We start from the raw sequence: 12382 nt of genomic DNA on the forward strand, positions 1-12382 counted from the left end.
ACTCTCGCTATGGCCCGTTTCCACCCCATGCAAAAACGGACAGGGTGAGTATCTTATGAATCTCACTTTGTCTCTACTGTCACTTATCACAGTGGCCGCGCCCGCCGATCCGATCGAAAGAAAGAGTGCGGTGACGGTTCCTCTTGTCGCCGGCGCCCCCCTTCAGTAGCCTGTTTTCCTGATTCTCAGCGGGATAAGGAAGGCTGATGAAAGCCCTGGATTACAAGCTGCTGTTGGCACTGGATGCCGTGATGCAGGAGCAGAACTTCGAGCGGGCCGCCCAGCGCCTGCACATCACCCAGTCCGCCATCTCCCAGCGCATCAAGCAGCTGGAGCAGCAGTTTGCCGAGCCGCTGATCATTCGCAGCCAGCCGCTGCAGGCCACCGCACTCGGCCAGAAGCTGCTGGCCCACTACCGGCAGGTACGCCAGCTTGAACTCGAGCTGGCCGGGGAGCTCTCCCCCGCCGCGCCACAGGCGCCGATCCGGGTCAGCATAGCCGTCAATGCCGACAGCCTGGCCACCTGGCTGCTGCCCGCCCTGGCCCCGCTGCTGGAGCAGCATCCCATAGAGCTGAACCTGCTGGTGGATGACGAGAGCCGCACCCTCGACAAGGTGCGCGAGGGGCAGGCCTTCGGCGCCGTCAGCCTGCAGCCCCAGCCCCTCGCCGGTTGCTGCGTCAACGAGCTCGGCGAGATGCGCTACCTGCTGACCGCCAGCCCCGCCTTCGTCGCTCGCCACTTTCCCAAGGGGCTCACCCCGGCTGCGCTGGCCAAGGCACCGGCGGTGGCCTTCGATCAGCGCGACGACATGCACGTGAGCTTCATGGCCCGCCACTTCGGGCTTGAGCCCGGCGGCTATCCCTGCCACACGGTGCGCTCGTCGGAGGCCTTCGTCGCCATGGCCGAGCAGGGGCTCGCCTATTGCCTCATCCCCGAGTTGCAGATCCGCCAGCAGCTGGCGGCGGGGAGCCTGCTCGATCTCAGCCCGGGGCATCACCTCATCGAGCGCCTCTACTGGCACCGCTGGGTGCTGGAGCGGGGGCTGCACAAACAGATCTCCCTGCGCCTGATCGAACAGGGTCGCCGGGCACTGCTGCCCCGCTGACGGGGCCATTCACCTTGGCTTTGGGGGGGTAAAAACGTATAGTGCTGGGCGATTCTTCATCAGGTCTCCACTCAGGTTCCTCACTTATGTTCCAAGACAATCCGCTGCTGGCCCAGCTCAAGCAACAAATCCGCGAAAACATCCCCAAGAAAGAGGGTGTGATCCGCGCCTCCGATCGGGGCTTCGGCTTCCTGGAGGTCGATGAGAAGACCAGCTATTTCGTGCCGCCTCCCTACATGAAGAAGGTGATGCACGGTGACCGGGTGAGCGCCCTGATCCGTACCGAGAAAGAGAAGGAAGTGGCCGAGCCGGATGCCCTGCTGGAGCAGGCGGTGACCCGCTTCGTCGGTCGCGTCAAGATGTTCCGCGACCGCCTCAACGTGGTGCCTGACCATCCCCTCATCAAGGACGCCATCAAGGCCCGCGCCAAGAAGGGGCTGGATGAGAAGTCCTTCAAGGAAGGGGACTGGGTGGTGGCGACCCTCAAGCGTCACGCCCTGGTGGATGGCAACTTCTCCGCCGAGATCACCCAGCTCATCGCCGACAAGGACGATCACAACGTGCCCTGGTGGGTGGTGCTGGCACGCCACAACCTGGCCCAGATCGAGCCGGCGGACCTGCCCGAGTGGAAGGTGATCGAAGAGGAAGAGCTGCCGCGCACCGACCTGACCGCCATCCCCTTCTTCACCATCGACGGTGCCAAGACCAAGGACATGGATGACGCCCTGTCCATTCGCAAGCTGGACAACGGCTGGGAGCTGCTGGTCGCCATCGCCGATCCGACCGCCTATGTGGCCGAAGGCAGCGAGCTGGACCAGGAAGCCGCCAAGCGCGCCTTCACCGTCTACATGCCGGGCCGCAACGTGCCGATGATCCCGCGCACCCTCTCCGACGAGCTCTGCTCCCTGAAAGAGGGCGAGGAGCGCAACACCCTGTGCGCCCGCCTGCTGATCGCCGAAGATGGCCTGCTGCTGGAGGAGACCGAGTTCTTCGCCGCCCGCATCATCTCCCACGCCCGTCTCAACTATGACGAGGTCTCCGACTGGGCCGAGCACGGCAAGGCACTGGACATCGACGCAGGCGTCATGGCCCAGCTGCCGCTGATGAAGGCCATGACAGAGGCACGCATCAAGTGGCGCACCGAGCACGCCCTGGTGTTCCCGGATCGTCCCGACTACGACTTCGAGCTGGGTGAGAACGGCGCCGTGCTGGCCATTCACGTGGAACCGCGCCGCATCGCCAACCGGATGATCGAGGAGTCGATGATCGCCGCCAACATCTGCGCCGGTCGGGTGCTGGGCAAGAGCGTCGGCTACGGCATCTTCAACGTCCACACCGGCTTCGACGAGGAGTCCCTCGACGGTGCCATCGAGCTGCTCAAGAGCGCCGAGGCCCCGTTCGAGAAGGAAGAGATCGCCAGCCTGACCGGTTTCTGCGCCCTGCGCCGCTGGATCGACAGCCTGGACACCCGCTGGCTGGACGGCAAGATCCGCCGTTTCCAGAGCTATGCGCTGATGTCCGCCGAGCCGGGTGCCCACTACGGCCTGGGGCTGGATGCCTACGCCACCTGGACCTCCCCGATCCGCAAGTACGGCGACATGGTCAACCATCGCCTGCTCAAGGCCGTCATCGCCGGCAAGACCCCGGGTGAGCGCCCGAGCCAGGAACTGACCGAGCACCTGACGGAATGCCGCCGCCTGCACCGCAGGGTCGAGCGCGACATCGGCGACTGGCTCTATGTCCGTTACCTCCAGGCTGCCGCCGGCACCGATCAGCTGTTCAACGCCGAGATCATCGACGTGATGCGCGCCGGCCTCAAGCTGCGCCTGCAGGAGAACGGTGCCGTGGTGTTCATGCCCGCCCGCCACATCCTGGACAACAAGGACAGGCTGGAGTGCAACTGGGACAACGGCCGCGTCTATCTGGACAAGACCGAGGTGGTCTATGAGCTGGGCCAGATCATCGAGGTCAGGCTGAGCGAGGCGGTGGAAGAGACCCGCTCCCTCATCGCCAAGCCGGCGGTCGCGCTGGTGCCGGGCCCGGCACCGGAAGCCCCGATCGCCGAGGGTACCGAGGCACCGGCTGAGACACCGGCTGAGGCTGAAGCTGCTCCCAAGGCGGAGTAAGTCGCAGCCACCCGCTCGATTCAAAAAGCCCGCCACTCGGCGGGCTTTTTTACGCCCGGCTCACGACACCGACGGCACCCTATCGGTGAATAGCACCCGCTTGGCGAGCGGGATCTGGGCGTGGCGGACGGCAGGCAGGCAGGCAGGCAGGCAGGCAGGCATAGAGATTGTCATGGCCGTGATGTGGGGGTTGAAAACTGAAAGTGGGTTACAAAACCTAATCATTCATTAGTCAACAACGGCAAACCAGGGTCGATCCATCGTCATCTCCCCCGGGACCCTCTATAAACACATTGCCTCGTTTGAGTACAAATTACCAACTTGTGACTAGAATCACATTGACACCCTGTTTGCGCAAACAGCAAAGAGTGACAGAAATCACACAAACAAGGCCAATTCGACGGCGATGATCGAGATGTAACCAGAATACAGCCCATGACTGTGATCTTGATCACTGGGAAGGGAGGGGGGAGGTCGAGGTAATTGAGAGGCAGATCACAAGATGCCCCGTTTTCAGCCTAATTCGATCGCGAGCTGGTAGATTGAAGTTGCTTAGACGACTGGGATGGGGGTTCGGCAAAACCCGTCATCCCGACTACCACTCTTAATCAAACAGGCTTAAAACGGGGTCCCGACATGTTATCACCGGATACCAAAGTCAAGATACAGAATTTTGGACGCTTCCTGTCCAATATGGTCATGCCCAACATAGGCGCCTTCATCGCCTGGGGCTTCATTACCGCACTCTTCATCCCCACCGGCTGGCTGCCAAGCGAAACCTTGGCCAAGCTGGTCGGCCCCATGATCACCTACCTGCTGCCGCTGCTGATTGGCTATACCGGCGGCAAGCTGATGGGTGGTGAACGGGGCGGCGTGGTCGGTGCCATCACCACCATGGGGGTCATAGTGGGGACCGACATCCCCATGTTCATGGGTGCCATGATGGTCGGTCCGCTCGGTGGCTGGGCCATCAAGCGCTTCGACAAGGTGATGGAAGGGCGCGTCAAGAGCGGCTTCGAGATGCTGGTCAATAACTTCTCCGCCGGCCTCATCGGCATGTTGCTGGCCATCCTCGCCTTCTTCGTGATCGGCCCCTTCGTCAAGGTGCTGTCCGGTGTGCTGGCCGGTGGTGTCGGCTTCCTGGTGGACAACAACCTGCTGCCGCTCACCTCGATCTTCGTCGAGCCGGCCAAGATCCTGTTCCTCAACAACGCCATCAACCACGGCATCTTCTCGCCGCTGGGGATCCAGCAGGCGACCGAGCATGGCCAGTCCATCTTCTTCCTGATCGAAGCGAACCCGGGCCCGGGCATGGGCGTGCTGCTGGCCTACATGGTGTTCGGCCGTGGCGCCGCCAAGCAATCCGCCGCCGGTGCCTCCATCATTCACTTCTTCGGTGGCATCCACGAGATCTACTTCCCCTACGTGCTGATGAACCCGCGCCTCATCCTGGCGGTGATCGCCGGTGGCATGACCGGGGTCTTCACCCTGACCCTGTTCAACGCGGGTCTGGTCTCCCCCGCCTCACCGGGCTCCATCTTCGCCGTGCTGCTGATGACGCCCAAGGCCTCCCTGATCGGGGTCATGCTCTCCATCATCAGCTCTACCCTGGTCTCCTTCCTGGTCGCCGCCGTGTTCGTCCGTGCCCAGCAGCCGGAAGCGGACGAAGCCGACGCCCTGGGTGAAGCCACCCGCAAGATGAAGGCCATGAAGGGTGCCAAACCCGAAACCGCGGCGGCCAAGAAGCCGAGCGGCGAACTGATGGCGGTGCGCAACATAGTGGTCGCCTGCGATGCGGGCATGGGCTCCAGCGCCATGGGGGCCGGCATGCTGCGCAAACGGATGCAGGCCGCCGGGCTCGACATCAGTGTGACCAACCGCGCCATCGATCAGCTCGACGATCAGGTGGACTGGGTCATCACCCACAGAGACTTGACCGAGCGGGCCCGTCGCCATGCGCCGCACGCCCACCACATCTCCCTGACCAACTTCCTCGACAACGCCCTCTATCAGGAGCTGGTGCAGAACCTCAGCCTGGCCGGCGCCGCCAACGACGATCTGGCCAACCCGCAGCTGCTGGTCGCGGCCAACGATGACAGCTACGAGCCGCAGGCCGCCGAGGTGTTCAGCCTCAGCCTGCAGGACGTGCATCTGGGGCTCAAGGCCGACAACAAGGAGGCCGCCATCCTGGCCGCCGGCGCGCTGCTGGCCGAGCGGGGCTACGTGGCGCCCGACTACGTCAACGCCATGCTGGAGCGCGAGCAGCTGGTCTCCACCTACCTCGGCGAGTCCATCGCCGTGCCCCACGGCACCATAGCCGCCAAGCAACACGTGAAGCGGACCGGCATCGTCATCTGCCAATACCCGGCCGGGGTCGCCTTTGGCGAAGCCGCCGACGAGGTAGCGCGGCTGGTGATCGGCATCGCCGCCCGCAACGACGAACACATGCAGGTAATAACCCGACTGACCAATGCACTGGATGAACCCGGTCTCATCGACCGGTTGGCCAGCACCACGGATCCCCAGGAGTTCCTGGATCTGCTGGGTGCCGAACAGGCCGCGTAACTCTTCATCATCTTTGGTTATAGAGGTTAATATCATGAAAACATTGCATTTTGGTGCCGGTAATATCGGACGTGGCTTTATCGGTAAATTGCTGGCGGATGCCAGCCACCAGGTCACCTTCGCCGACGTCAACGAGACCCTGATCGATCAGCTCAACCACCGCCAGGAGTACAAGGTGCACGTGGTGGGGACGGATCAGAAGCTGGACGTGGTGCGCAACGTGGCGGCGGTCAGCTCCGCCGGCCACGAGGTGATCGCCCGTATCATCACCGCCGATCTGGTCACCACGGCGGTCGGCCCCAATATCCTGGACAAGATCGCCAGCACCCTGGCCAAGGGGCTGCAGGCCCGCTTCGATGCCGGCAACCTGACCCCCCTCAACGTCATCGCCTGCGAGAACATGGTGCGCGGCACCAGCCACCTCAAGCAGGAGGTACTCAAGTACCTGCCGGTCGCGTATCATGTCACACTCGAATCCTGCGTCGGCTTCGTCGACTCGGCAGTGGATCGCATAGTGCCGCCCACCGCGGCCAACGACGATCCGCTGGAGGTGACGGTGGAGAGCTTCAGCGAGTGGATCGTCGACCAGACCCAGTTCAAGGGGGAGCTGCCCCAGGTGGCGGGCATGGAGACCACCGACAACCTGATGGCCTTCGTCGAGCGCAAGCTGTTCACCCTCAACACCGGCCACATTGTCACCGCCTACCTCGGCAAGCTGCGCGGCTATCGCACGGTGCGCGAGGCGATCGAGGATCCGCTGATCCGCAGCAAGGTGCGCCGGGCCATGGAGGAGAGCGGTGCCGTGCTGGTGAAGCGTTACGGCTTCGATCCACGGCTGCATGCCGCCTACATCGAGAAGATCCTCGCCCGTTTCGCCAACCCCTATCTGGTGGACGAGATCGACCGGGTAGGTCGTCAGCCGCTGCGCAAGCTGGCGGCCGGGGACAGGTTGGTGAAACCCCTGCTCGGCACCCTGGAGTACGGCCTGCCCAGCGAGCATCTGCAGGAAGGCATAGCGGCGGCGCTGCACTACCACAATGCCGACGATCCCCAGGCGGTGGAGCTGCAGGCCCTGCTGGCCGAACTGGGCCCGGCCGCCACGCTGGCCCGGGTGACCGGCCTCGCGGCAGACAGCGACATCGTTGCCACCATCGTCGCCCGCTACCAGACTCTGTAATGACCTGCAGGTGGCATATCGACCCGCAAGGCCGGTGTGCCCCTTAGTTAAAAACCGGGGGAGAGCCTGGCTCTCTCCCTGTCAGCCGGACCCAAAACACCTATGACCACACACCAGGAAGATGAAGTACTGGAACGACTGAACGAGCAGGATGGCCCCCGTGGCTTCTTCCTCGAGGTCGTGACCATCCTGGAAGAGGCGGTCGACTCCCTGATGCGGCGAGCCTTTCGCCAGGAGGAGTATGCCGTCAAATACGCCATCGAACCCCTGCTCAACCAGAGCGGCCCCCTCGGCCAGCTGGAGGTGCGCCTCAAGCTCATCTTCGCCCTCGGCCTCATCTCCCTCGAGCGTTATCAGGATCTGGAAGCCTACCTGAAGATCCGCGATTTTCTGGTGCGCGACCCCAAGGATTACCGCTTCAGCGACAAGCCGATCCGCGATCTGCTGGCTCGCCTGCACTGCCTCAACCAGGGCGGCATGATGCCGCAGGATCCGCCCGCCAACGAGGAGGACTGGCCCTTCTACCAGATGCAGCTCAACCGGCTCGATCAGGTGGTGCGCTCGGCGCTGGTGCTGGCGGTGGCCGACTGCGTCGCCGAGCTTCACAAAGAGAGCCCCATCTAGGCGAGCCCCCCCGGCAAGGCCCCTCCGGTAAAGCAGGGAGGTGCCGCCCCTCCGCCGCGAGCGGGTGTCAATTTGCCCTCCTTCCCCACTACACTACTCCCAACCCCCTCACCTGCCCGAGGTTGGCATGATCGCACTCTCCCTGGCGGGGATCGCCCTGATCTCCCTGTTGGCGCAATGGCTGGCCTGGTTCCTGCGGGTGCCCGCCATCCTGTTTCTGCTGCTGAGCGGCCTGCTGCTCGGCCCGATGACGGGTCTGCTCGATCCGGATCAGTTGCTGGGGGAGTTGTTGTTCCCGCTGGTGTCCCTGTCGGTGGCCATCATCTTGTTCGAAGGGGCACTGACCCTGCATCTGGCCGAGCTCAAGGGGATCGGCAAGGTGGTGCGCAACCTCTGCTCCATCGGCATGCTGACCAGCTTCGCGATCATCGGCGCCGCCAGCTATTGGTTGCTGGGGCTGGACTGGCGCGTCGCCATGGTGCTCGGCGCCGTGCTGGTGGTAACCGGGCCGACCGTGGTCGCCCCCATGCTCAACGTGATCCGGCCGGTGCGGGAGGTGGACAAGATCCTGCGCTGGGAGGGGATCGTCATCGATCCCATCGGCGCCCTGTTTGCGGTGCTGGTGTTCGAGGCGGTGCGGCTCGGCAGCCAGGGGGATCTGATCGACCATACCCTGCTGGCGCTGGCCAAGACGGTGGGGGTCGGCACCCTGATCGGCGTCGCGGCGGGCTGGCTCACCACCCTGCTGATCCGCAAGGACTGGCTGCCGGTCAGTCTGCACAAGTTCGGGGTACTGGCGCTGGTGCTGGTCAGCTTCACCCTGTCGGACTGGCTCAGCCACGAGTCCGGCCTGTTGGCGGTGACCGTATTCGGCATCTGGCTCGCCAATCAGGAGGGGCTGGATCTGGAGGAGGTGCTGGAGTTCAAGGAGGATCTCGCCGTCATTCTCATCTCCTCCCTGTTCATCCTGCTGGCGGCGCGCCTCGATCTGGCCCAGCTCTGGCAGCTCGGCCCCATGGTGCTGGTGCTGCTAGGGGTGGTGCAATTCGTGGCGCGCCCGCTCTGCATCCTGGTCTCGACCCTGGGCTCGGATCTCCCCTGGCGGGCCCGCGCCCTGCTCAGCTGGATAGCGCCACGGGGCATAGTCGCGGCGGCGGTGAGTGCCTCCTTTGCCATCAGCCTGCACCAGGCGGGCATCCCGGATGCCGACAAGCTGGTGCCCCTGGTGTTTGCCGTCATCATCTCCACCGTGGTGCTGCAGAGCCTGACCTCGGTCCCGCTGGCCCGCCTGCTCGGCATGCGCCAGCCCAGTCCCAATACCTGGCTGCTGATCGGCGCCAACTCGGTGGCACGCGCCATAGGCAAGGCACTGTCGGAGCAGGGCGTTCCCGTCTATCTGTCCGACCCGGCCTGGGAGCACTGCAAGCTGGCGCGCATGAGCAACCTGCCCTGTTACTTCGGCAACCCGCAGTCGGAACACGCCGAGCGCCATCTGCCCCTCACCAGCATCAGCACTGTGCTGGCGCTCTCCCCCAACCGGCACAACAACGCCCTCGGCGTGCTGCACTTCGCCCACCTCTATGGGGAGGAGAGGGTCCATTCCCTGCGCTCCAGCGAGCAGCATGGCAAGGCGAACCGGGAGAGCGCCACCTTCCGCGCCCGCCAGAACCTGTTCGGGCCCGAGATGAACTTCGCCCGCCTGAGCGGCCTGCTGAGCCGGGGCGGCCAGATCAAGGCGACCCGGCTGAGCGACGCCTTTGACTGGGCCCAGTACCAGGAGGCGAATCCGGGTGCCATCCCCTTGTTCGTGCTGGATGCCAAGGCGAAACCCCATGTCGTCACCGGCCCTATCCAGCCGCAGGCAGGCGAGCTGCTGATCGCCCTGCAGCTACCCAGGGAGCCGCCGACGCCCTGATGCGATCCCCTCCGCCTCCGTCTGAGCGACGACAGGCTCGGCACTCAGCCCTCCGGGTGGCATGCCGCCCTGGCTGGCGGCGACTAGACTTGAGGGTGGTGCCATGAGTCATAGGAGGATGTCATGACGGTCAGCGAATTGCGCACACTGAATCAGCAACGCCGCTTCAAGGAGGCGGAGATCCTGCACGACATCGCCTTTCCGGGCTGGCTCGTGGAGTTTCGTGGCCAGGATGGTCGCCTGTACGAGATGACGGACACCCTGGGTTGCCCGGTGAGATTCGCCTCGGAGGAGGATGCTCGCGAACACATCCATCGGGTGGCCGACTGCCCAATCCAGGTCGAGCATCTCTACCGCTTCTACGAGCGCTGAAAGGTTATCACGACAGAAAAAAGGCTCCGCAAGAAGCCTTTTGTTATTCAGGTTGCAGCGGCTCGGCTTCCTTGCTCTCCAGCCGCCTGACCGGCTTTTGCAGGATCAGGTTGGCCGGGTAGGTCACCAGATCGCCATTGTCATCGCGCACCCGCAGGTAGAACAGGCCGATCTCGGTGATGACACCGGTGACGGAATCATCCTTGTCGAGGATGCGGATCCGGTCGCCAATCTTGTAGGGGAAGGCGAAGAAGATGGTGATGCTGGCGGTGATGTTGGAGAGGATCGACCACTGCGCCACCATGGCGACGCCGAGCACGGCAAAGAAGGAGGAGGCGAGTACCACCAGCCGGGAGAAGTCGAGCCCCCACACCCCCGCCAGGATCAGCAGGGTGGCGCAGCCGAGCAGGAAGTGGAACACATGCTCCACGTAGAGCACCCGGTTCTCGCTCACCTGCCGGCTCTGAGCCAGCGCCATCAGACTCTTGTGAATGAGACCGCGGATGAGGGTGTGGCCCAGCAACAGCAGCAGGGTCACACCAAAAGATTCCCATGTCGTCATCTGTGCTCCTTACCACCAGCGTCGATGCTTGAGCCAGACTGCCAGCCCAGTCGCCAATGTCAGCAGGGAGCCGCTGAAGACCCAGAAGGCAAGCGGACTCTCCGCCCCCGGAATGCCCCCCAGGTTGATGCCAAACAGGCCGGTCAGGAAGGTCGCAGGCAGGAACAGCAACGCCATCACCGACATCTGGTAGGCGCGTCTATTGGTCGCCTCCGCCATCAGGTTGTTGATCTCGTCCGCCAACACCGCGGTGCGGGCCACCCCGGCATCCAGATCGTCCAGCCAGCGCCGCAAGCGATCGGCGATGTCGAGCAGACGGCGGCGGTCATCCTCGTCAAGCCAGCTGATCTTCTCGTTGGCGAGGCGCGCCACCAGATCCCGCTGGGGGGAGAGATAGCGGCGGATCATGATGAGCTGCTTGCGGATCAGCGCCAACCGGCCATTGGCGGGCAAGTCGCGGGTCAGCACCCTCTCCTCCAGTTCCAGGATCTGATCGTGCAGCTCCTCGACGAACTCCCCCGCCCGCTCGGTCAGGGCATCACAGATCTCCACCAGCCAGTCGGCAGGAGAGTCCGCGCCCCCTCCCAGTTTCAACTGCTCGAAGACGTCCTTTTCCGACAACAGAGGACGGCGGCGACTGCTGATGATGAGGTCCGGCGTGATGTAGATGCGCAGCGCCACCATCTCCTCGGGGCGGTGCTCCTGGTTGTGGTTGATGCCACGCAGGATCAACAGCACCGCCTCTCCCATCCGCACCAGCTTGGGGCGGTTGCTATGGCCGAGCAGGGATTCACGCACGGCGTCATTGAACAGAGGTGTGTGCAGCAACCAGCGGGCCGACTCCGGATTGCCGTAATCCAGGTGCAGCCAGCTGGGTTGCGGCCCCGGGATCTCGCTGCCTGGCTCCAGCGGTTGCATGCCCCCCTTGCCATCCAGAGTCAGGCCATAAATCACGTCACTGGGCACCCGATCCATCTGCATGTCCTTCTCGTTCATGTTCATCGACCCAGCTTACACGAAAGCCGGGGCCGACTCAGCCCCGGGGCAGCCGCCCTGCGTCAGCCGTGCTAAGATGCGGCCCTCGCTTCAGACACAGGAAACCATGCCATGCCCATCTGGGTTGATGCCGATGCCTGCCCCCTCCCGGTCAAGGAGATCCTCTACCGCGCCGCCCACCGTGCCCAGGTTGTCACCACCCTGGTGGCCAATCAGGGGCTGCGGGTGCCGCCCTCTCCCTTCATCAAGACCCAGCAGGTGGAGAAGGGGTTCGATGTGGCGGATCACGTGATCGCCCAGCAAGTCATGCCCGGCGATCTAGTCATTACCGGCGATATCCCGCTGGCCTCCTGGGTGATCGATGCCGGCGGCGAGGCGCTCAATCCCCGGGGCGAGATCTACACCCGCGAGACCATACAGGCGCGGCTCGGCATGCGTAACTTCATGGAGGAGCTGCGCTCGGCCGGGGTCCAGACCGGCGGCCCGGCCCCCTTCAACGCGGCCGACAAGCAACGCTTCGCCAATGCGCTGGATAAATGGTTGCTCAGAGGCAAGCTGGCATAACTAGATAAAGAGAGACAACGTTCAATCCCCGTGAGATTGCGGGCGATGAGTGAATCGCCTGGCCGACATCGCTTCCGGCAAGCCGTAGCATCTCGACTTGCCTTCCAGGCTCACCGCTGTGGGCCGCTCAGGCTCACACAGTAATGCCCCCTTCCTCACAGCTGGCACAAGATACGCCTCACTCGGTTCCCTCTCCTTACTCCCATCGTCACAGATGAGACCGATGCTCGATATAACTTTTTATATCAATTCGACCTAGCCCTCATAATTTTAATTATATCAATGGTGGTTGAAATACCGAGCCACTTAACCTAGACATATTAACAAACTAAAAATTAATAATTTTGTTAGTAGTATTTTTCGCAAACCCACAAT

10 protein-coding genes are annotated in these 12382 nt (G+C 63.4%); 8 read left to right on the forward strand and 2 right to left on the reverse strand.

Annotated elements, in window-relative coordinates; genetic code table 11:
- The first annotated feature begins 206 nt into the window (after positions 1–206).
- From AACW18_RS17795 to AACW18_RS17825, 7 genes are all read left to right on the forward strand, one after another.
- The gene (locus AACW18_RS17795) at positions 207–1106 is read left to right on the forward strand and encodes a LysR family transcriptional regulator ArgP (protein ID WP_218389423.1); all 900 of its coding nucleotides are present in this window, start codon (positions 207–209) and stop codon (positions 1104–1106) included.
- 86 nt (positions 1107–1192) lie between these two features.
- Positions 1193–3232, forward strand: a complete 2040-nt coding sequence (locus AACW18_RS17800) for an exoribonuclease II (RefSeq protein WP_218328661.1) — start codon at positions 1193–1195, stop codon at positions 3230–3232.
- A 636-nt stretch (positions 3233–3868) separates the two neighbouring features.
- On the forward strand, positions 3869–5797 hold the full coding sequence (locus AACW18_RS17805; protein ID WP_218389424.1) for a PTS mannitol transporter subunit IICBA: 1929 nt from the start codon (positions 3869–3871) through the stop codon (positions 5795–5797).
- A 34-nt stretch (positions 5798–5831) separates the two neighbouring features.
- A complete protein-coding gene (locus AACW18_RS17810) occupies positions 5832–6974 on the forward strand; it encodes a mannitol-1-phosphate 5-dehydrogenase (protein WP_218389425.1) in 1143 nt (380 codons plus the stop codon).
- A 102-nt stretch (positions 6975–7076) separates the two neighbouring features.
- Complete coding sequence (locus tag AACW18_RS17815; protein WP_218291081.1) at positions 7077–7598, forward strand: MltR family transcriptional regulator; 522 nt, start codon at positions 7077–7079, stop codon at positions 7596–7598.
- 127 nt (positions 7599–7725) lie between these two features.
- Positions 7726–9513, forward strand: a complete 1788-nt coding sequence (locus AACW18_RS17820; RefSeq protein WP_218389426.1) for a cation:proton antiporter — start codon at positions 7726–7728, stop codon at positions 9511–9513.
- A gap of 123 nt (positions 9514–9636) precedes the next feature.
- Complete coding sequence (locus tag AACW18_RS17825) at positions 9637–9885, forward strand: hypothetical protein (protein WP_042651987.1); 249 nt, start codon at positions 9637–9639, stop codon at positions 9883–9885.
- A gap of 43 nt (positions 9886–9928) precedes the next feature.
- Here the strand turns inward: AACW18_RS17825 and AACW18_RS17830 are convergent, their stop codons facing one another.
- Both AACW18_RS17830 and zntB read right to left on the reverse strand, forming a co-directional pair.
- Positions 9929–10447 carry a mechanosensitive ion channel domain-containing protein gene (locus AACW18_RS17830; protein ID WP_042651986.1) on the reverse strand — a complete coding sequence of 173 codons (519 nt, stop codon included), beginning with the start codon at positions 10445–10447 and terminating at the stop codon, positions 9929–9931.
- Between the two features lie 9 nt (positions 10448–10456).
- Positions 10457–11449, reverse strand: coding sequence for a zinc transporter ZntB (zntB, locus tag AACW18_RS17835; RefSeq protein WP_218389427.1), 993 nt, complete (start codon positions 11447–11449; stop codon positions 10457–10459).
- A 105-nt stretch (positions 11450–11554) separates the two neighbouring features.
- Here zntB and AACW18_RS17840 point away from each other — a divergent pair, with 105 nt between their 5' ends.
- Positions 11555–12007, forward strand: coding sequence for a YaiI/YqxD family protein (locus AACW18_RS17840; protein WP_218389428.1), 453 nt, complete (start codon positions 11555–11557; stop codon positions 12005–12007).
- Positions 12008–12382 lie beyond the last annotated feature (375 nt).

It is taken from the genome of Aeromonas sp. sia0103, from assembly GCF_963895295.1.
Taxonomy (GTDB): Bacteria; Pseudomonadota; Gammaproteobacteria; order Enterobacterales; family Aeromonadaceae; genus Aeromonas; species Aeromonas encheleia.

Coding starts and splice junctions, on each gene's coding strand:
- AACW18_RS17825 (WP_042651987.1), top strand. CDS start 9,637: ATGACGGTCAGCGAATTGCGCACACTGAATCAGCAACGCCGCTTCAAG.
- AACW18_RS17815 (WP_218291081.1), top strand. CDS start 7,077: ATGACCACACACCAGGAAGATGAAGTACTGGAACGACTGAACGAGCAG.
- AACW18_RS17820 (WP_218389426.1), top strand. CDS start 7,726: ATGATCGCACTCTCCCTGGCGGGGATCGCCCTGATCTCCCTGTTGGCG.
- AACW18_RS17805 (WP_218389424.1), top strand. CDS start 3,869: ATGTTATCACCGGATACCAAAGTCAAGATACAGAATTTTGGACGCTTC.
- AACW18_RS17840 (WP_218389428.1), top strand. CDS start 11,555: ATGCCCATCTGGGTTGATGCCGATGCCTGCCCCCTCCCGGTCAAGGAG.
- AACW18_RS17830 (WP_042651986.1), bottom strand. CDS start 10,447: ATGACGACATGGGAATCTTTTGGTGTGACCCTGCTGCTGTTGCTGGGC.
- zntB (WP_218389427.1), bottom strand. CDS start 11,449: ATGAACATGAACGAGAAGGACATGCAGATGGATCGGGTGCCCAGTGAC.
- AACW18_RS17800 (WP_218328661.1), top strand. CDS start 1,193: ATGTTCCAAGACAATCCGCTGCTGGCCCAGCTCAAGCAACAAATCCGC.
- AACW18_RS17795 (WP_218389423.1), top strand. CDS start 207: ATGAAAGCCCTGGATTACAAGCTGCTGTTGGCACTGGATGCCGTGATG.
- AACW18_RS17810 (WP_218389425.1), top strand. CDS start 5,832: ATGAAAACATTGCATTTTGGTGCCGGTAATATCGGACGTGGCTTTATC.